This is a genomic window from Citrobacter farmeri (genome assembly GCF_019048065.1).
GTDB classification, from domain to species: domain Bacteria; phylum Pseudomonadota; class Gammaproteobacteria; order Enterobacterales; family Enterobacteriaceae; genus Citrobacter_A; species Citrobacter_A farmeri.
The window spans coordinates 3,002,247-3,022,709 of the sequence record NZ_CP077291.1; the positions used below are offsets into that span (position 1 = coordinate 3,002,247).

At 53.6% G+C, this 20,463-nt stretch carries 17 protein-coding genes, 1 tRNA gene and 1 pseudogene; 11 read left to right on the top strand and 8 right to left on the bottom strand.

Annotation, left to right across the window (positions count from 1 at the left end):
* Positions 1-65 precede the first annotated feature (65 nt).
* The 4 genes from cydD to infA all read left to right on the top strand — a co-directional run bounded on the left by cydD (position 66) and on the right by infA (position 4,817).
* Positions 66-1,832, top strand: a complete 1,767-nt coding sequence (gene cydD, locus I6L53_RS14140) for a heme ABC transporter permease/ATP-binding protein CydD (protein WP_042320266.1) — start codon at positions 66-68, stop codon at positions 1,830-1,832.
* Positions 1,833-3,554 carry a heme ABC transporter ATP-binding protein/permease CydC gene (gene cydC / locus I6L53_RS14145; RefSeq protein WP_042320267.1) on the top strand — a complete coding sequence of 574 codons (1,722 nt, stop codon included), beginning with the start codon at positions 1,833-1,835 and terminating at the stop codon, positions 3,552-3,554.
* A gap of 44 nt (positions 3,555-3,598) precedes the next feature.
* Positions 3,599-4,303, top strand: a complete 705-nt coding sequence (aat, locus tag I6L53_RS14150; protein ID WP_042320269.1) for a leucyl/phenylalanyl-tRNA--protein transferase — start codon at positions 3,599-3,601, stop codon at positions 4,301-4,303.
* Positions 4,304-4,598: 295 nt separating this feature from the next.
* Positions 4,599-4,817 carry a translation initiation factor IF-1 gene (infA, locus tag I6L53_RS14160; protein WP_001040187.1) on the top strand — a complete coding sequence of 73 codons (219 nt, stop codon included), beginning with the start codon at positions 4,599-4,601 and terminating at the stop codon, positions 4,815-4,817.
* A gap of 77 nt (positions 4,818-4,894) precedes the next feature.
* On the opposite strand, the pseudogene I6L53_RS23655 reads toward infA, so the two are convergent.
* Positions 4,895-5,085: pseudogene (locus I6L53_RS23655) on the bottom strand (LysR family transcriptional regulator); the annotation flags it as partial.
* A gap of 256 nt (positions 5,086-5,341) precedes the next feature.
* Between I6L53_RS23655 and I6L53_RS14165 the strand changes: the two are divergent.
* Positions 5,342-5,429, top strand: a tRNA-Ser gene (locus I6L53_RS14165).
* Between the two features lie 228 nt (positions 5,430-5,657).
* Entirely contained in the window at positions 5,658-6,317 is a 660-nt protein-coding gene (locus I6L53_RS14170; protein ID WP_042320271.1) for a B3/B4 domain-containing protein, read from the top strand.
* 482 nt (positions 6,318-6,799) lie between these two features.
* On the opposite strand, the gene I6L53_RS14175 is transcribed toward I6L53_RS14170, so the two are convergent.
* The 4 genes from I6L53_RS14175 to I6L53_RS14190 form a co-directional block, all read right to left on the bottom strand.
* Positions 6,800-7,048, bottom strand: a complete 249-nt coding sequence (locus I6L53_RS14175; protein ID WP_042320273.1) for a DUF4282 domain-containing protein — start codon at positions 7,046-7,048, stop codon at positions 6,800-6,802.
* A gap of 388 nt (positions 7,049-7,436) precedes the next feature.
* A complete protein-coding gene (clpA, locus tag I6L53_RS14180) occupies positions 7,437-9,713 on the bottom strand; it encodes an ATP-dependent Clp protease ATP-binding subunit ClpA (RefSeq protein WP_042320275.1) in 2,277 nt (758 codons plus the stop codon).
* Between the two features lie 30 nt (positions 9,714-9,743).
* A complete protein-coding gene (gene clpS / locus I6L53_RS14185) occupies positions 9,744-10,064 on the bottom strand; it encodes an ATP-dependent Clp protease adapter ClpS (protein WP_042320277.1) in 321 nt (106 codons plus the stop codon).
* Positions 10,065-10,162: 98 nt separating this feature from the next.
* Positions 10,163-10,237 (bottom strand): hypothetical protein, encoded by a 75-nt coding sequence (locus I6L53_RS14190; RefSeq protein ID WP_216526604.1) that lies wholly within the window; start codon positions 10,235-10,237, stop codon positions 10,163-10,165.
* Between the two features lie 150 nt (positions 10,238-10,387).
* Here I6L53_RS14190 and cspD point away from each other — a divergent pair, with 150 nt between their 5' ends.
* Entirely contained in the window at positions 10,388-10,609 is a 222-nt protein-coding gene (gene cspD, locus I6L53_RS14195; RefSeq protein ID WP_042284847.1) for a cold shock-like protein CspD, read from the top strand.
* A gap of 75 nt (positions 10,610-10,684) precedes the next feature.
* Here the strand turns inward: cspD and macB are convergent, their stop codons facing one another.
* Together macB and macA are read right to left on the bottom strand one after the other, a co-directional pair.
* Positions 10,685-12,631, bottom strand: a complete 1,947-nt coding sequence (gene macB, locus I6L53_RS14200; protein ID WP_042320280.1) for a macrolide ABC transporter ATP-binding protein/permease MacB — start codon at positions 12,629-12,631, stop codon at positions 10,685-10,687.
* Positions 12,628-13,746, bottom strand: coding sequence for a macrolide transporter subunit MacA (gene macA / locus I6L53_RS14205; protein WP_042320282.1), 1,119 nt, complete (start codon positions 13,744-13,746; stop codon positions 12,628-12,630). The genes macB and macA overlap by 4 nt, the downstream gene beginning before the upstream one ends.
* Positions 13,747-13,891: 145 nt before the next feature.
* On the opposite strand from macA, the gene I6L53_RS14210 reads away from it, so the two are divergent.
* On the top strand, positions 13,892-14,842 hold the full coding sequence (locus I6L53_RS14210) for a VirK/YbjX family protein (protein WP_042320558.1): 951 nt from the start codon (positions 13,892-13,894) through the stop codon (positions 14,840-14,842).
* On the opposite strand, the gene I6L53_RS14215 is transcribed toward I6L53_RS14210, so the two are convergent.
* Positions 14,839-16,497: an ATP-dependent endonuclease gene (locus I6L53_RS14215; protein WP_042320284.1), complete on the bottom strand. Its 1,659-nt coding sequence runs from the start codon at positions 16,495-16,497 to the stop codon at positions 14,839-14,841. The two genes, I6L53_RS14210 and I6L53_RS14215, sit on opposite strands and share 4 nt — an antisense overlap.
* Before the next feature lie 412 nt (positions 16,498-16,909).
* Between I6L53_RS14215 and aqpZ the strand changes: the two genes are divergently transcribed.
* From aqpZ to hcp, 3 genes are all read left to right on the top strand, one after another.
* Positions 16,910-17,605, top strand: a complete 696-nt coding sequence (aqpZ, locus tag I6L53_RS14220; RefSeq protein WP_042320560.1) for an aquaporin Z — start codon at positions 16,910-16,912, stop codon at positions 17,603-17,605.
* Between the two features lie 157 nt (positions 17,606-17,762).
* Positions 17,763-18,662, top strand: a complete 900-nt coding sequence (locus I6L53_RS14225; RefSeq protein WP_042320286.1) for a LysO family transporter — start codon at positions 17,763-17,765, stop codon at positions 18,660-18,662.
* A 144-nt stretch (positions 18,663-18,806) separates the two neighbouring features.
* Complete coding sequence (gene hcp / locus I6L53_RS14230; RefSeq protein ID WP_042320293.1) at positions 18,807-20,459, top strand: hydroxylamine reductase; 1,653 nt, start codon at positions 18,807-18,809, stop codon at positions 20,457-20,459.
* Positions 20,460-20,463 lie beyond the last annotated feature (4 nt).

Sequence of the window (20,463 nt, forward strand, 5' to 3'; positions counted from 1 at the left end):
ATTTTTGCTCCGTTGTAACATTGCCCTGCCAAAAAAACTCTGATAACTCACCTGCAAAGCGCGCAATGAATAAAACTCGTCAACAAGAGCTAACCCGCTGGTTAAAACAACAAAGTATCATTTCCCCACGCTGGCTCATGATTTCCCGCCTGCTGGGGTTCGTGAGTGGTGTACTGATTGTCGCTCAGGCCTGGATCATGGCTCGCATTTTACAGCATATGATCATGGAGAATATCCCGCGCGAGGCATTGCTGTTGCCCTTTGTCGTGCTGGTGCTGATCTTTATCCTGCGTGCATGGGTGGTGTGGTTACGCGAACGCGTGGGATTCCATGCGGGACAACATATCCGGTTTGAGATCCGCCGCCAGGTCCTCAATCGCCTGCAACAGGCCGGTCCGGCGTGGATTCAGGGGCGGCCGGCAGGAAGTTGGGCCACGCTGGTGCTGGAACAAATTGACGATATGCACGATTACTACGCACGTTATCTGCCGCAGATGGCGCTGGCAGTGTGTGTGCCCATCCTGATCGTAGCGGCAATTTTTCCGTCAAACTGGGCTGCGGCATTGATCCTGCTCGGCACCGCCCCGCTGATCCCCCTGTTTATGGCGATGGTTGGTATGGGCGCTGCCGATGCTAACCGTCGGAATTTCCTGGCGCTGGCCCGTCTGAGCGGGCATTTTCTCGATCGCTTACGCGGAATGGATACCCTGCGCATTTTTGGTCGCGGTGAAGCGGAAACGGAAAGCATCCGCGCCGCGTCGCAAGATTTCCGCCAGCGCACGATGGAAGTGCTGCGCCTCGCCTTTTTATCATCGGGCGTACTGGAGTTTTTCACCTCGCTTTCCATCGCGCTGGTCGCCGTTTACTTTGGCTTTTCCTACCTCGGCGAACTTAATTTCGGCCACTACGGTACGGGCGTTACGCTGGCGGCGGGCTTCCTGGCACTTATTCTGGCCCCTGAGTTTTTCCAGCCGCTGCGCGATTTAGGCACGTTTTATCACGCCAAAGCGCAGGCGGTAGGTGCGGCTGACAGTCTGAAAACGTTCATGGAAACGCCGCTTGCCCACCCGGAACGCGGCGACGTTGAATTATCTACGCAAGAACCTGTATCCATTGACGCTGAAGATCTCATTATCACCTCCCCGGACGGTAAAACGCTGGCAGGACCGCTGAACTTCTCGCTTCCTGCCGGGCAGCGCACCGTGCTGGTCGGTCGTAGCGGTTCAGGCAAGAGTTCATTGCTGAATGCGCTTTCCGGTTTCCTTTCTTATCAGGGCTCGCTGCGCATAAACGGTGTGGAACTGCGCGATTTGTCCCCTGAGTCCTGGCGTAAGCATCTCTCCTGGGTGGGGCAAAACCCACAGTTGCCCGCAGCAACGATACGGGAGAACGTTCTGCTGGCGCGCCCGAATGCCAGTGAGCAAGAACTACGCGCAGCGCTCGACAGCAGTTGGGTCAGCGAATTCCTGCCGCTGTTGCCGCAGGGAGTGGATACCCCCGTTGGCGATCAGGCCGGACGCCTGTCCGTCGGCCAGGCTCAGCGCGTGGCGGTAGCTCGTGCGCTCCTTAATCCCTGCAAGTTACTGCTGCTGGATGAACCGGCAGCCAGCCTGGATGCCCATAGTGAACAGCGAGTCATGCAGGCGCTGAAAGCAGCCTCAAAGCGCCAGACAACGCTGATGGTCACACATCAGCTTGAAGACCTTGCCGACTGGGACACGATTTGGGTGATGCAGGACGGACAGATTATCGAACAAGGCTCCTGGGCCGAGTTGAGTAGCGCTGACGGCGCGTTTGCGATGCTGTTGGCCCATCGTCAGGAGGAGATCTAAATGCGTGCGCTTCTGCCTTATCTGACGCTCTATAAACGTCACAAATGGATGTTAACGCTGGGTATTGTGCTGGCAATCGTCACCCTGCTTGCCAGTATTGGCCTGCTGACGCTGTCCGGCTGGTTCCTCTCAGCGTCTGCCGTGGCGGGCTTTGCCGGTATTTACAGTTTTAACTATATGCTCCCTGCGGCGGGTGTGCGCGGCGCGGCTATCACCCGGACTGCCGGACGTTATTTCGAGCGGCTGGTCAGCCACGATGCGACCTTCCGCGTGCTGCAGCATTTGCGCATCCACACCTTCAGCAAGCTGTTGCCGCTCTCCCCTGCCGGACTGGCCCGTTATCGTCAGGGCGAACTGTTGAACCGCATTGTGGCGGACGTGGATACGCTGGATCACCTCTACCTGCGCGTCATATCGCCGCTGGTGGGTGCCTTTGTGGTGATTATGGTTGTGACAATCGGTCTGAGCGTGCTTGACGTCACCCTTGCCTGCACTCTCGGAGGTGTGATGCTGCTGACGCTGTTTATTATGCCGCCGGTATTTTATCGCGCCGGGAAAACCACCGGGCAAAACCTGACCCACCTGCGCGGACAGTATCGTCAGCAGCTAACCGCGTGGCTACAGGGCCAGGCTGAACTGACTATTTTTGGCGCCAGCGACCGCTATCGCGCGCAAATGGAAACCACAGAATTACAGTGGCACGAAGCACAGCGCCGCCAGTCTGAACTGACGGCACTGTCGCAGGCGCTAATGTTGCTGATCGGCGCCGTTGCCATCTTGCTGATGCTGTGGATGGCGGCAGGCGGCGTGGGTGGGAACGCCCAGCCAGGCGCGCTGATTGCCCTGTTTGTCTTTTGCGCGCTGGCGGCGTTTGAAGCACTGGCTCCGGTTACCGGTGCATTTCAGCACCTGGGCCAGGTCATCGCCTCCGCCGTGCGGATCACGGAACTGACCGAACAGAAGCCGGAAGTCACTTTCCCGACTGACGTGTCAGACGTCCCGGAACAAGTCACCCTGACGCTACATGATGTTTCATTCAGCTATCCAGAGCAGGCGCAAAAGGCGCTGGATTCGCTCTCTCTACAGGTAAATCCCGGCGAACACATCGCCATTCTTGGACGCACCGGGTGTGGGAAGTCGACATTACTGCAACTGCTCACGCGCGCGTGGGATCCGCAGCAGGGTGAGATCCTGCTTAACGACCGTCCGATAGCGGCATTGAATGAAGCGACGTTGCGCAAGACCATCAGTGTCGTGCCTCAGCGCGTGCACTTGTTCAGCGCCACCCTTCGCGACAATTTGCTGCTTGCCGCGCCTGATGCCAGTGACGAGCAGCTGGCGGACACGCTGCGCCGTGTCGGACTGGAGAAACTCCTTGACGATACCGGCCTCAACAGTTGGCTGGGAGAAGGGGGTCGTCAGTTATCCGGTGGTGAACTACGTCGTCTGGCGATCGCCCGTGCACTGCTGCACGATGCGCCGCTGATGCTGCTTGATGAACCGACGGAAGGACTGGATGCGACCACCGAAATCCAAATGCTTGAATTGCTGGCAGATGTGATGCGCGAAAAAACGTTACTGATGGTGACGCATCGCCTGCGCGGACTTGCTCGTTTTGATCAAATAATAGTGATGGACAACGGCCAAATTATTGAGCAAGGTAATCACGCAGATCTGTTAGCGCAGCAGGGTCGTTATTACCAGTTTAAGCAAGGTCTGTAAGCTATTATTGAACGATCCGACTCGCGTACTGGAGTTCTGCTGTCATGCGCCTGGTTCAGCTTTCCCGACACTCTATCGCCTTCCCTTCGCCGGAGGGTGCTTTACGAGAGCCAAACGGCCTGCTGGCGCTTGGGGGCGATCTGAGCCCTGCGCGTCTGTTGATGGCCTATCAGCGGGGTATTTTCCCGTGGTTTTCGCCTGGCGATCCTATTCTCTGGTGGTCGCCAGACCCTCGGGCCATTCTGTGGCCTGACACTTTTCATATTAGCCGCAGCATGAAGCGCTTTCATAAGCGTTCCCCGTATCGTGTCACTCTGAACTATGCGTTTGGTCAGGTCATCGAAGGGTGCGCCAACGATCGCGATGAGGGGACATGGATCACTCAGGGTGTGGTGGAAGCCTATCACCGACTGCACGAACTGGGACACGCGCATTCCATTGAGGTCTGGCGCGAAAACGAGCTGGTTGGTGGGATGTATGGCGTTTCCCAGGGTGCCCTGTTTTGCGGAGAATCGATGTTCAGTCGGCAAGAGAACGCGTCAAAAACCGCGCTGCTGGTTTTTTGCGCAGAATTTGTCCGCCACGGCGGTAAATTAATGGATTGCCAGGTGCTCAATAGTCATACCGAATCATTAGGAGCGATCGAAATTCCGCGCCGGGTGTATCTGGAACACCTCGATGCGTTGCGCCAGCAACGTTTACCCCGTGATTTTTGGGTCCCTCGTACGTTATTTTTGCCCCAGAGGTGAATGTTTTCGGCACATTTTTTGTCAGGGTGTTATAATTGCGGTCGCAGAGTTGGTTTAGCCCATTACCCCGCTGCCGTTAAGGATCCGTTCGCGTCAGGTAACGCCATCGTTTATCTCATCGCTCCCTTATACGTTGCGCTTCACGTGCGGCTTTGCCGTGTGTTTTTTAAGCAATCCGGAGTAATGCGCCAAATTTTGTTTGCTGCGTTTTAAACGTGCAAATCTTTACTTATTAAAAGAACTTCGGCATTATCTTGCCGGTTCAAATTACGGTAGTGATACCCCAGAGGATTAGATGGCCAAAGAAGACAATATTGAAATGCAGGGTACCGTTCTCGAAACGTTACCTAATACCATGTTCCGCGTAGAGTTAGAAAACGGTCACGTGGTTACTGCACACATCTCCGGTAAAATGCGTAAGAACTATATCCGCATCCTGACGGGCGACAAAGTGACTGTTGAGCTGACCCCGTACGACCTGAGCAAAGGCCGCATTGTCTTCCGTAGTCGCTGATTGTTTTCACGCCCGAATGGCGTACAGATAATAAAAGGTCGGTCTGTCCGGCCTTTTTTGTTGCGTGAAAACCGCCGCTATTCTTCCGTCATCCGCGCGTATTCGTCCATCAGGAAATCTACCAGCGCTCTGACCGACGGCAGCAATCCCCTGCGTGAAGGAAAACCGCAGGAATCACCTCGCTTCGGAGTTCCCATCCTTCCAGTAGTGCGACCAGTTCACCCGCAGCGAGCGGTTCTTTGACCATTAAGATGGGAAGTTGTACGACACTCGCGTAGTGCCAGCATATCGGTCTGCGATAAATCGCGGGTCGCTTTGGTCAAATCTGAGCGAGAGGAGGTCGTGAAGCACCGCGAAATACCGGATTCACAACGCTAAATCGCTTCCCCAATGGCTGACGTAGGGGAAGGTGTACAATGCGTAACCAAACGAGAAGCAAAGCGTAAATACTGCTTGACCGTTTTAGCGCAACTCCCTATAGTAGCGCCCCGTTGCCCCCTGGTGGTAAGGCAGCAATACAATATGGTGAGGTGTCCGAGTGGCTGAAGGAGCACGCCTGGAAAGTGTGTATACGGCAACGTATCGGGGGTTCGAATCCCCCCCTCACCGCCATATTTGAAGAAGAGCTCGTACGCAAGTACGGGCTTTTTTTTCGCATATTGCACACCCCAGGGGGGATGAGAACACCCGACAGGGGTTCGACAACGGGCGAGCGAAGTTCCCCCCCTCACCGCCATATTCACGTTTTGTCCGCTATTGAAGCCATCTGCAATTTTATCCAATACAGCGCACAACACGACTGGCATGCTGTCAGAAATGGTGCAAAAGGAGAAAATATCAATGCAGTTATGTTATGCCCCTGAAATGCATACGAGATTCGGACAACTTCGTACCGTGACGATGAGTATTAATGGGATCCACGCGAATGCCGATTCGAGTGCACACATCGCTCGGTTACTTGCGGTCGCCGATAAGCGACTGGCGACATGCCGCGAAGGTGAGTTTGCTGAAATAAAGGCCTGGCGTCGTGCGTTTTCCGAATTAGGTCTTAAGCCAACGCAGTATCGCTGTGCGTCGGAATCCCTGTTAAGGCGATATCGTAAGAGTGGTGAATTACCGACGCTACATCCGATGATTGACCTGTGCAATGCCGTTTCACTCGCCTTTGCCATACCGGTTGCCGTGTTTGATATCGACCAGATCAGTGGTGCGTTAACGGTACGCCCCGCCCGTGGGGATGAGTTCTATGAGACCTTTTCCGGAGAGACTGAGCATCCTGAACCCGGTGAAATAATCTTTGCCGATGATTCCGGACGAGCCCATGCCCGACGCTGGACCCATCGGCAAAGCGGCTGGTCGGCCGTTAAGCAAAGTACGTCCAGGGTGCTGATTGTCGCCGAAGCGTTACACGAAACCGCGCAGGATGACGTTGAACGACTCATTTATACGCTCACGGACGCCATATCTCAGATCTGGCCCACCGCCACGCAAACGGACTGACACTGAGTGCCAGTAAAAGCTTTTTACAGGTCTTGTCTTTCACGTCACGACGGTAAGTGATTAGCATGTTCTGGCTGCACATATTGTCTGAAGGAAAAGCCAGGTTGCTCAATTAGCTATATTACGCACATTCATTCAGGATTTGTGATTAAAAGGAAGCTCGGTATAAATACTTCCGTTCAAATACCTGAACATGCGCGGAAACAACTTAGGATATTTTCCACAACAGTAATTATCACACTTTCTAATGTTAGATTGGGGACTAACGACCTGGTAATGTCTAATGTATTTGACGCGCTACCTGCCCTACCACACTTTTTTAGATCTATACTATTTTCAAGCGCCTGAGGGCATCTGCCGATTCATTAGCTTAATGAAACATTCAGGCACATTGCATGAATAAAAAAGTGCCAGAATGTTATATCGGTGTAGAAGTAAATATCACATTGTGGTAGGCCAGGATTAATACCGAAGACGACCCATTATTCTGCTTTATTGGTACTCTGCGCAATCAGGCGCAGGTACTCATTGTTTTTAAAAGCAATCATAATAAGTTCAAACATGACGCGACAGCCAACCAGACTAAGCACTGTGCCAAATAATCCTGCAATGATTTGACCGTTAAATATAGAAATTACGCCACCAACGACCACTAAGACCATAAAAATCCAGTATAAAAACACCATGATTTTAGGTGTCAGAAGACTATCGAAACCCAGAATTACTTTCATTTGGCTATCCTTAATAAATAAAATTTGAAGAAAACTGCAAGGACAACATATATTATCTATTTCAAAATGTAAATACTGATTTATTAGCCTGACCACTATTCAACTTTGAAGTAATTGACGGTAAGAATTTTCCGTGAATAGCGCGATAATGATTTCAGAATCATAATATTAGCTTTGGATGATTCTTAATTAAGTGAAATAGATTCCAGAATTTATTGTTAAATAATTATTAATATCCTCGCCCTCTGCGGGTGAAGAATAATCTGAAATTAAAAAATATAGGCTCCTGGGGACGAAAACCGACGGTTGAGCTGAAGTTTGCTAACCTCATACAAAAAAGAACCGGGCACGCGGCCCGGTTCGTCAGTCAGCTAAGAGAGTGTGGAGATTAATGTGCGGCTTCCGGCTTGTGCTTCTGCGCACTCTGGAAGCCATAGGTCAGTTCATTTTTCTCTTTATCCAGTGCCACGGTCACCTGTCCGCCGTCCACCAGCGAGCCAAACAGCAGTTCGTTCGCCAATGGTTTTTTCAGGTTATCCTGAATCACACGTGCCATTGGACGTGCGCCCATTGCCCGATCGTAGCCCTTCTCAGCTAACCAGTTACGTGCTTCCTGGCTGACTTCCAGGGAGACACCTTTCTGATCCAGTTGAACCTGCAGCTCGACGATGAACTTATCGACAACCTGATGGATCACCTCAGTAGACAGGTGTTCGAACCAGATAATATTGTCGAGACGGTTACGGAACTCCGGCGTAAACACTTTCTTGATTTCACTCATCGCGTCAGTGCTGTTGTCCTGATGAATCAGGCCAATCGATTTACGTTCCGTTTCACGAACGCCGGCGTTGGTCGTCATCACCAGCACCACGTTGCGGAAATCGGCTTTACGTCCGTTATTGTCCGTAAGAGTGCCGTTGTCCATCACCTGCAACAGCAGGTTAAAGACGTCCGGGTGCGCTTTTTCGATTTCATCCAGCAGCAGTACCGCATGGGGATGCTTGATGACCGCATCCGTCAACAGACCACCCTGATCGAAGCCCACGTATCCTGGAGGCGCGCCAATCAGGCGGCTGACGGTATGACGCTCCATATACTCGGACATGTCAAAACGCAGTAGTTCGATTCCCAGCGCTTTGGAAAGCTGCACGGTCACCTCGGTTTTCCCGACACCGGTCGGTCCGGCAAACAGGAAGGAGCCTACCGGCTTATGCTCGTGTCCCAGACCCGCGCGGCTCATCTTGATGGCTTCGGTCAGCGCCTCAATGGCTTTATCCTGTCCAAAGACCAGCATTTTCAGACGGTCGCCAAGGTTTTTCAGCGTATCGCGATCGCTTTGCGACACGCTCTTTTCCGGAATACGCGCAATACGCGCCACCACAGACTCGATATCCGCCACGTTGACGGTTTTCTTGCGCTTGCTGACCGGCATCAGACGCGCACGCGCCCCGGCTTCGTCAATAACGTCAATCGCTTTATCCGGCAGATGACGATCGTTGATGTATTTCACCGCCAGCTCAACCGCCGCTCGCACCGCTTTCGCGGTATAACGCACGTCGTGGTGCGCTTCGTACTTCGGCTTCAGACCATTGATGATCTGTACGGTCTCTTCCACCGACGGTTCAGTAATATCAATTTTCTGGAAGCGACGAGCTAACGCACGGTCTTTTTCGAAAATATTGCTGAATTCCTGATAGGTCGTAGAGCCGATCACGCGGATCTTACCGCCGGAAAGCAGGGGTTTAATCAGGTTTGCGGCATCCACCTGACCGCCCGAGGCCGCCCCCGCACCAATAATGGTGTGGATCTCATCGATAAACAGGATGCTGTTGGTATCCTGTTCCAGTTGTTTCAGCAGCGCTTTGAAGCGTTTTTCAAAGTCACCGCGATATTTGGTGCCCGCGAGCAGCGAACCGATATCCAGCGAGTAGATGGTGCAATCCGCCATCACTTCCGGCACGTCACCCTGTACGATACGCCAGGCCAGGCCTTCGGCAATCGCCGTCTTCCCGACGCCGGATTCCCCCACCAACAGCGGGTTATTTTTACGCCGGCGGCACAGCACCTGAATGGCACGCTCCAGTTCTTTGTCACGACCGATCAGCGGATCAATACCGCCAACACGGGCAAGCTGGTTAAGGTTAGTCGTGAAGTTCTCCATACGTTCCTCCCCGCCAGCTTGCTCTTCGGTATTAGGCTGACTGCCGGAATCAGACGACTGACTCGGCTCATCTTTGCGCGTACCGTGAGAAATAAAGTTGACCACATCGAGACGGCTGACCTCATGCTTACGCAGCAGGTAGGCCGCCTGAGACTCCTGTTCGCTAAAGATGGCGACCAGCACGTTTGCGCCAGTCACTTCACTACGCCCGGAGGACTGAACGTGGAAAACCGCACGTTGCAGAACGCGCTGAAAGCTCAGCGTCGGCTGCGTATCGCGTTCTTCTTCGCTGGCAGGCAGTACGGGTGTGGTTTGTTCAATGAAGGCTTCGAGTTCCTGACGGAGCGCCACGAGGTCCACGGAACACGCTTCCAGCGCTTCGCGGGCCGATGGGTTACTGAGCAGCGCCAGTAACAAGTGCTCGACGGTCATAAACTCATGACGGTGCTCGCGCGCTCTGGCGAAAGCCATGTTTAAACTGAGTTCCAGTTCTTGATTGAGCATAGGCACCTCCCCCAATTTTTATGCCTGCATTCAGGCTTTTTCCAGCGTACACAGCAACGGATGCTCGTTCTCCCTCGCATACGTGTTCACCATCGCCACTTTGGTCTCGGCGACCTCTGCGGTGAAAACGCCGCAGATGGCTTTACCGTGATAGTGAACCGCAAGCATCAGTTGCGTTGCACGTTCTACATCATAAGAAAAGAATTTTTGTAACACGTCAATAACAAACTCCATCGGAGTATAATCATCATTGACTAATATCACTTTATACATAGATGGCGGTTTAAGCGCGTCACGCACTTTATCTGCCGCCAGCTGGTCAAAATCCAGCCAGTCGTTCGTCTTACCCATTGTCAGTCGTCATCTTCAGTTACGGTTACCAGCAGAGCAGTCTGCCGCTGACAAGAGCGGATGTGCACAATCAATCTACCTCAATTAATAGATAACTATCATCTATCACTGGCATCCGCGACATCTGTCACATTCCCGTCAATAGCGTTAACTGCTTCAAATTTTTGATTCATTTTTACCCACCGACCCCCGTCAGATGCTTGACGCCCCGCCTGATTTCTCTAAATTGTAATTTCGAGAGTTGGCGAGGTTTTGAACAACCCCCACTCCACCACCGGTTCATTCCATCTTACTTATATAAGATTTACGAAGGATGTCGAAGCATGGAAACGGGTACTGTTAAGTGGTTCAATAATGCCAAAGGGTTTGGTTTCATCTGCCCTGAAGGCGGCGGCGAAGATATTTTCGCTCACTATTCCACCATTCAGATGGATGGTTACAGAACGCTAAAAGCCGGACAGTCTGTCCAGTTTGATGTTCACCAGGGGCCAAAAGGCAATCACGCCAGTGTCATCGTGCCTATCGAAGCAGAAGCTGTTGCATAGCTCTTCTGTCTCATTGTGTACATCCCGCAGATAAAATGCCAGCCCGATCGGCTGGCATTTTTATTTCCAGGAACGCTACTCTCGCGCTAACGCATCCACCGGATCCAGTCGCGCCGCGTTGCGCGCCGGTAACCAGCCGAACAGGATGCCGGTAAAGGTTGAGCACAAAAATGCCGTCAGCAGCGCCACTGGCGAGAAGCCAATCTCCCAACCGGGCAAGAACAGTTGCAGCGTGAAGGCGATCAGCATCGACAGGCTGATACCCAGCGCGCCCCCCACCAGACAGACCAGCACCGCTTCAATCAAAAATTGCTGCAACACATCGCTGGCGCGCGCGCCAACCGCCATCCGGATACCGATCTCACGCGTGCGCTCCGTGACAGACACCAGCATAATGTTCATCACGCCGATCCCGCCAACCACCAGTGAAATCACCGCCACCAGCGTCAGGAACAGTTGCAGAGTACGTGTGGTCTTTTCAGCGGTTTTCAAGACGCCATCCATATTCCAGGTGAAGAAATCTTTTTTGCCATGACGCAGCGTCAGCAGTCGGGTGAGTTGCTGTTCGGCCTGCGCGCTGTCAAAACCGTCCTTCACTCGCACGGTGATTGAGTTCAGCCACGACTGGCCCATAATGCGCCCGGACATCGTGCTGTAAGGCAACCAGACGCGCAGAATTTTGCTACTGCCAAACATCGACTGCTTCTCTTCTGCCACGCCAATCACCGTCGCAGGCATGTTTCCCACGAGGATCACCTCACCCACCACGTTCGCCTTATGCGGGAACAACTGACGTCGGGTGTTACTGTCGAGTACCACCACCTGCGCGCGACCATTAAGCTGTTCGCGATTAAAGGTGGTTCCTTCGCTGAAGGTCATGCCGTAGACGTTAAAATAGTCGCCGCTTACCCCGTTCGCGCTGGCGGCGACATCAGTATTGCCGTAGCGCAAGCGCAGATTCTGCGATACGGCAGGCGTAGCGGAGGTTACCCAGGGCTGTTTCTGGATCGCTGCGAGATCGTCGTATTTCAGCGCCTGTTGGTACTGCGGATCGTCATCGCCAAAATCTTTGCCGGGATAGATATCAATGGTGTTGGTCCCGATGGCGCGGATGTCCGCCAGTACCAGCTGTTTTGCCGCATCACCGACCACCACAATCGACACCACCGACGCGATGCCGATAATGATCCCAAGCATCGTGAGCAGCGTGCGCATTTTGTTGGCCGCCATCGCCAGCCACGCCATGGTGAGTGCTTCACGGAATCCGCTAACAAACTGACTCCAGCCGGACGCCGCTTTCACCGTCGGTTCCTGAATACCCTGTCCTTGTGCGACACGCTTTGCAGGCGGATTACGCACAATTTCGCCATCATGAATCTCAATCACGCGCTCCGCCTGGGACGCAACCAGGGGGTCGTGGGTGACGATAATAACCGTGTGCCCACGATCGCGCAGCTGGTGCAGAATCGCCATCACCTCTTCACCGGAACGGCTGTCGAGCGCGCCCGTCGGTTCGTCGGCAAGGATCACCTGTCCGCCGTTCATCAGTGCGCGAGCAATACTGACGCGCTGCTGTTGACCACCGGAAAGCTGCGAGGGTTGATAATCAACACGATCGCCCAGACCAAGCCGCTGGAGCAGTTCCTGCGCGCGTACCAGACGCTGTTTCCGTTCCGTTCCGGCATACACGGCGGGTACTTCGACGTTCTGCGCCGCCGTCAGGTGAGACAGCAGATGATAGCGCTGGAAAATAAAGCCGAAATGCTCGCGACGCAGTTGCGCCAGCGCATCGCGGTCCAGCGTTGATACATCACGTCCTGCCACCCGGTAGGTGCCGCTGGTCGGTTTATCGAGGCACCCCAGAATATTCATCAGCGTGGATTTGCCCGAGCCAGACGCCCCCACGATCGCCACCATCTCGCCGGCATTGATCTGTAGCGTAATGCCTTTCAGCACCTCCACCTGTTCCTCTCCGGAGGGATAACTGCGGCGAATATTGCTCAGCTCAAGCAATGCCGTCATTGCACAGCTCCCGGTTTACCCTCACCCGTCACCACTTCATCACCGGCTTCCAGTCCTTTCACAATCTCTACGTCCGTGTCATTGCGCGCGCCAATTGACACCTCGCGTTCGCGGGTTTCGCCGTTACGCAGCAAGGTCACCTTGTAGCGATTATCCCCAACCGGATCGCCCAACGCGGAAAGCGGGATCGTCAGAACATTTTTCACGTCCGTTAGCTGAATATGGACCTGTGCGGTCATCTCCAGTCGCAGAATGCCTTTTGGATTGGGCACTTCAAAACGGGCGTAATAGAAAATGGCATCATTAACCTTTTCCGGCGTCGGCAGCACATCTTTCAGCGTCCCTTCGTAACGGGTTTGCGGATCGCCAAGCACGGTAAACCAGGCTTTTTGCCCCGGTTTTAGGTGAATCACATCGGCTTCAGAAACCTGCGCTTTCACCAGCATTGTGCTCATGTCCGCCAGTGTCAGAATGTTCGGGGCTTGCTGCGCGGCGATCACCGTCTGCCCTTGCAGGGTGGTGATCTGCGTGACTTCTCCGGCCATCGGCGCGACGATGCGGGTGTAGTCGAGGTTGGTTTTCGCGGTATCAAGAGAGGCCTGATTGCGTTTGATCTGCGCATCAATAGTGCCGATTTGCGCCTGCTTCACCGCCATCTCCGTGGCGGCGGTGTCCAGATCCTGTTGCGACACGGCCTGTGTTTTTGCCAGTTGTTGCTGGCGGGAGAGCGTCACCCGCGCCAGTTTCCACTCGGCTTCGGCCTGCTGGCGCTGAGCACGCAGTTCCATCAGCGTCGCTTCCACCTCTTTGATCTGGTTTTCCGCCTGCTCGGGGTCGATAACGCCCAGCAACTGGTCTTTCTTCACCTTATCGCCAATCGCCACTGACAGCGTTTTGAGCTGACCGCTCACCTGCGCACCCACGTCAACTTTACGCAGCGCGTCGAGTTTGCCAGTTGCCAGGACGCTTTGCTGTAGATCTCCCGGACGCACAATCAGCGTCTGATAATTTGGCAACGGCGCATTCAGCGTCCGCCAGAGAGCAAATGCCCCGAGGATAAGAATGACGATAAGCAGCAGATAGCGCTTTTTAATTTTATTTCCCTTAATACCCATAGCGATCCTGATGGTAAGTTTTCAGCTGAAATTCAACAGTATCTAAACAAACCGCAAGCGGAAAGGACAGCGCTCAGGGCATTGACGATTGGTTAAGATTCAGCGTGTTTCAATTTTCGCAATCATCGCATTGCGGATTATGATCATGTCACAGATTACTGATAATACCTTTTACACTTCAGACGTTGCGTCCCCTTTACAATTATTTATGCGCCTGACGCGTGGTCAATTACTGCCAGGTAAATTCTGGCGGAAGGCCAGCTTTCGCCGTAAGTTTTTAATTCGCTCGCTGCTGATGCCGAGAGCCACCCGTCAACTGCTGGAAAATCTGACCCAGTGGCCTGAGCTGAATACGTTACTGACACGGCAGCCCCGGTTACCTATCCGCCTGCACCGCCCGTATATGGCCGTGAATATTAAACGCGATACCGCGCTGACCGCGCTCTGTAGCCATTATGACCTGCTGCGTCAGTTATTCAGCCGCGAACAACTGGCTCGTTATTTAAGTCAGAACGGCCTCAACCTGGCAAAATTTGAGGCCAAAGACGGTGCATCATTCCAGCTGGATTTAGTCAGTCTGGTTTCGCTGGATAAAGAAGGTGAAAGTACCGTCGTGATCCGCGACGATCGAATGCGTATTCTGGCAGAGATTACCTTCACATTCTGCACGTTAAACGGAAAACGCACCCTGTTTATTGGGGGCTTGCAGGGCGCGGCGAATGATGTTCCGCATGAGGTCATTCAGCAGGCCACCAAAGCCTGTTACGGCTTGTTCCCCAAAAGAGTGGTGATGGAGGCGCTGTGTCAGTTTGCGCATATCGCCAGAGCGGAGCAGATTCTGGCGGTCAGCAACGCTGTACATGTTTATCGCAGTTGGCGCTATATGGACAAAAAAACGCAAATGCATGCTGACTACGACGCCTTCTGGACGTCCCTGGGCGGTGAAATAACGGAGGGGGAATATTTTTCTCTACCGCTCACCATTGCGCGGAAAAGCGAGGCGGATATCGCCAGTAAAAAACGGGCTGAATACCGCCGTCGCTACGCGCTGCTCGACAGCGTCGCCACACAGGTTCCCCAGCGCTTACAGGACTAATCCGCTCTGCCGCGTGCCAGCCACAGCACCCGGGAGAACATTTTTCTCAGCAGCGTCGGCACCGCATCTACACCCCGCCGCCCGGCTTCCATCGCCACTTCGATGGCTAAGTCGGGCTTCGATGAGCGATGGATCGCCTTCGAAATGATTTTACGCATATTCATCGGCACATTTTCCGGGATTTGCGCCACCCGGTGAAAGACATCAGAAAACCCCTGCCGGTACATAAAGTGTTCCATATCCAGGGCAGGCAACGCGGTCAGATGTTCACGCTCCTCCTCCCGGTCGTCATTCAGCAGACTTCGCACCGTGGCGGCGTATTTTTTCCCGGCTTCATCGCCATCCACCAGCACGTGCCACTCAATACCCATCCGTCGGGCGAATTTCACCAACGGCTTAAGACCGGACTGCGCAAATTCGATCACCTTAATCCCTTCGGCATCAAAGTGATGACCGCACTGGCGAGCCAGTTCGTTAATCACCCAGGTTTCTGTTTCTCCCTCTACCAGCAGCCAGCAGCGGGCAAATAGCGAAGAGGCGCGATTAAAGCGAATGTGAAACGCAATGCGTCGGCCATCCTCTGCGCTTAGTCCCCCCGGCCCAAGACGCCAGGCCGCCACGCGCGAAGACTCACGCACCAGACGACAGACATGTTCCACAGGGGTCAGCGAGAGCAGCTCGCCCGAGTTGGTGGTGGTGATGCGCTGAAGCGGCAGCAGATTCAGCAACTGCCACGCCACTGACAGCATGATGGGATGCAGACGCGTTTCCGGGTCTTCCACCAATAGCAACGGCCTGGCGTCTTTATGCAGTCTGACCGTCCCCTTCGCCTGCAACAGCGTGGAGAACAGCCCCAGCAGAATCACCCGATGAGTACGCCCGCCCGGTTTGTCAATCATCCGGTTGATGATATCGAGATAACGCCAGCTTCGCTGTTCGTTGGTGGATCGTCGGCGCATTAAGCGGTGGCGGGACTGCGACGTGCCCTGCTCGGTAAAATAGTGCTCCAGCAGTTGCACCATCGCCGAGAGTCCCTGGCGAATCTGTCCATCGGTGAGATTCTGTGGGCGCATCGCCAGCTCGCGGGCGAGAAAATCCAGTTGCCGGGCAGTGACCTCAACGTCGTCGACCTCCGGCACGGTACCGTTACGGATGCGGCGCATAAACCGCGCATCACGTAAGCGCAGTACCGGCATCAGGCGCACCAGATGTCGCGCCTGCTCGTTGATATCGTCCACCGCCAGCGGATGCCCATCGCCATCGAGAAAACTGCGCAGCGTCATCACGCTGCCGTCTTCCCCGCTTTCGCCTTCAAGGCGATAAAAGATGCGCTGAAAACCATCGTGGCACGGTGCCCAGCATGCCTCCAGAGACCGGTAGCGGCGAACCCGGTAGCGCCCAGGTTGCGATTCGCGAAACGTCAGCACGATATGCAGGTGATGTTCACGGCCTTTCATATCGCCAGGGGGAAACCAGAAATCGTCACGGTCAAAATGATACAGTTCTGATTCGGGTGACAACAGCAGCGTTAACGCATCCAGTAAACTTGATTTACCCCAGGCATTCTCACCAATCAGGACGTTGTTCTGCTCGAGCATCAACGACAGTCGATTGATACCGCGAAAACCCACTATCTCAACGCGTTCGAGAATCATGTTTCCTCCAGAAAATCTTCACCTTCCCTTTATGCTCCTCGCAGTATAACTGCAAAACCCGGCGCAGGACGTGATAGGGATATTATTACGCAGGCTAACTGTGCGAAGGGTGAACGATTTATTCTTTTTCTTTCATTCGTAATACACACCAGGCAAGTTTGGCAGGACGAAAATAAATCCGTTTGCGTCAACCCTCTTTCATATAACTATGCGCTACACTTTCCCCTAAGAGAAATCTATGGAAGGAATGACGCCGCATTGCCCTAAATCAAACTAACCGGTTTTATTTGACTAGAGAACGGATGACGATCGTTTTTAAAATAGCGAGCTATTTATTTTGTCGTCATTCAGGCAGACAATAAATATTGATTACCGCAATTCTTTTGTGGTTATTTTTTACATTGAGGTGGATATGTTCAGAAAATTAGCAGCCGAATGTTTTGGTACATTCTGGCTTGTTTTTGGTGGCTGCGGCAGCGCCGTACTGGCAGCAGCGTTTCCGGAATTAGGTATTGGTTTTGCGGGTGTCGCACTGGCATTCGGCCTGACCGTATTAACGATGGCCTTTGCCGTCGGTCATATTTCCGGCGGACATTTTAACCCGGCGGTGACATTAGGCTTATGGGCCGGCGGTCGTTTTCCGGCAAAAGAGGTCATTGGCTACATTATTGCTCAGGTGGTGGGCGGTATTATTGCAGCAGCGGTACTGTATCTGATTGCCAGCGGTCAAGCAGGCTTTGATGCGACGGCCAGCGGTTTCGCCTCCAACGGTTACGGCGAGCATTCACCGGGCGGTTACTCCATGCTGTCGGCGATTGTTATCGAAATCGTGCTGACTGCCGGTTTCCTGCTGGTGATCCACGGTGCCACTGACAAACACGCACCGGCAGGGTTTGCGCCAATCGCTATCGGTCTGGCATTGACTCTGATCCACCTCATCAGTATTCCGGTGACCAATACGTCGGTTAACCCGGCACGTAGCACCGCGGTCGCCATCTTCCAGGGCGGTTGGGCGTTAGAACAACTGTGGCTGTTCTGGGTGATGCCGATTATTGGCGGTATTCTTGGTGGTCTTATTTACCGTACGCTGCTCGAAAAACGCGATTAATGTCAGAAAGCCCGACGGCACATGTCCGCAGGGCTAAACACGCTTCAGCCGGATAAGGCATCGTCCCTGTCCGGCTTTTATTTTGCATCTTTACTGAACCCGCGTTATTGGGTAGTGTCATGGCGCTGTCTCGCTAATTCAAAGGACCCGGCTGTTCATGTTTTCAGGACTTCTCATCATTCTGCTCCCGCTGATAGCAGGTTATCTCATTCCGCTTCGGCACACCGCGGCATTAAAACTGATCAATCGGCTCTTAAGCTGGATGGTGTATCTGATTCTCTTTTTTATGGGGATCAGCCTGGCTTTTTTAGATAATCTGGCGAGCAACCTGCTGGCGATATTTCACTATTCTGCCGTCAGTATTACCGTTATTTTGCTGTGTAATATTGCTGCATTATTGTGGCTGGAACGCGCGTTACCCTGGCGGCATCATCACCAGCAGGAAAAACTGCCCTCTCGTATCGCGATGGCGCTTGAATCGCTGAAGCTGTGCGGCGTGGTGGTGGTCGGCTTTTTGTTAGGGCTAAGCGGCCTGCCCATTTTGCAGCACGCCACGGAAGCGAGCGAATATACGCTGATCCTGTTACTGCTGCTGGTGGGGATCCAGTTACGCAATAGCGGCATGACGTTAAAGCAGATCGTTCTGAACCGGCGAGGCATGATTGTGGCGGTTGTGGTCGTCGCGAGTTCCATGATTGGCGGCCTGATTAATGCGCTGATTCTCGACCTGCCAATGAAAACCGCGCTGGCGATGGCGTCAGGTTTTGGCTGGTACTCCCTTTCTGGTATTTTGCTGACCGAAGCCTACGGTCCGGTGATCGGCAGCGCTGCATTCTTTAACGATTTGGCGCGCGAACTGCTTGCTATCATGCTGATTCCGGGTCTGGTTCGCCGCAGTCGTTCTACCGCACTGGGGTTGTGCGGGGCGACGTCGATGGATTTCACACTACCGGTGTTACAGCGTACCGGTGGGCTGGAGATGGTTCCGGCGGCGATTGTCCACGGCTTTGTTCTCAGTTTGTTAGTGCCCATTTTGATGGCCTTTTTCTCCGCTTAACTCCCTCTTTGGCGGTAGGCTTCTGCCGCCAAAATTGCGCTAAATCAATCTCCCTGTAAATTGTATCAGAAATACCTTTTCTCCCTTTGCACACAGGCATAACCTTAAACATGCATATTAAATATAACTTTAAAAGGTGTGATCATGTTTTGTGTGCAATGTGAACAAACCATCCGTACTCCGGCAGGAAACGGCTGCTCTTACGCGCAGGGTATGTGCGGTAAAACGGCTGAAACCTCTGATTTGCAGGATCTGCTGATTGCCTCCCTACAAGGTCTGTCTGCATGGGCGGCTAAAGCGCGTGAATATGGCATTATTAATCATGACGTTGATAACTTTGCGCCGCGTGCATTCTTCTCCACGCTGACCAACGTTAACTTCGATTCCCCACGTATCGTCGGCTATGCCCGCGACGCTATCGCGATGCGTGAAGCGCTGAAAGCCCAGTGCCTGAGCATTGACGCCAATGCGCACTGCGACAACCCAATGGCTGACCTGCAACTGGTCAGCGACGATCTGGGCGACCTGCAACGTCAGGCTGCCGAATTTACCCCAAACAAAGACAAAGCCGCCATTGGCGAAAATATTCTTGGCCTACGTTTGCTGTGCCTGTACGGCCTGAAAGGTGCCGCCGCTTATATGGAACACGCGCATGTTCTCGGTCAATACGACAACGACATCTACGCGCAGTACCATAAAATTATGGCGTGGCTGGGCACCTGGCCTTCCGACATGAACGCTCTGCTGGAGTGCTCAATGGAAATCGGCCAGATGAACTTCAAAGTGATGAGCATTCTGGATGCGGGCGAAACCACCAAATACGGTCACCCGACGCCAACCCAGGTCAATGTCAAAGCGACCGAAGGTAAATGCATTCTGATCTCCGGTCACGACCTGAAAGATCTGTATAACCTGCTGGAACAAACTGAAGGCACCGGTGTTAACGTCTATACCCACGGTGAAATGTTACCGGCGCATGGCTACCCGGAACTGCGCAAGTTCAAACATCTGATTGGTAACTACGGCAGTGGCTGGCAGAACCAGCAGGTCGAATTTGCCCGCTTCCCGGGACCAATCGTGATGACCTCAAACTGCATCATCGACCCGACCGTCGGCGCATACGATGACCGTATCTGGACCCGCAGCATTGTCGGTTGGCCGGGTGTAAGCCACCTGGAAGGCGACGACTTCGGTCCGGTTATCGCCCAGGCGCAGCAAATGGCAGGCTTCCCGTACAGCGAAATTCCGCATCTGATCACCGTCGGTTTTGGCCGTCAGACCCTGCTGGGTGCAGCGGACACGCTGATCGATCTGGTGAGCCGCGAAAAACTGCGTCATATCTTCCTTGTCGGCGGCTGTGACGGCGCACGTGGCGAACGTAACTACTTCACCGATTTCGCTACCAGCGTACCGGACGACTGTCTGATCCTGACCCTTGCCTGCGGTAAATACCGCTTCAACAAGCTGGAGTTCGGCGATATCGAAGGTCTGCCGCGTCTGGTGGATGCGGGTCAGTGTAATGATGCCTACTCCGCCATCATTCTGGCGGTGACGCTGGCAGAGAAACTGGGCTGCGGCGTGAATGACCTGCCACTGTCTCTGGTGCTCTCCTGGTTCGAACAAAAAGCGATTGTCATTCTGCTGACCCTGCTCTCCCTGGGTGTGAAAAACATCGTGACCGGTCCAACCGCGCCAGGCTTCTTTACACCAGATCTGCTGGCGGTACTCAACGAGAAATTCGGTCTGCGTTCTGTGACCACCGTTGAAGAAGACATGAAGCAGTTGCTGAGCGCGTAAGGAG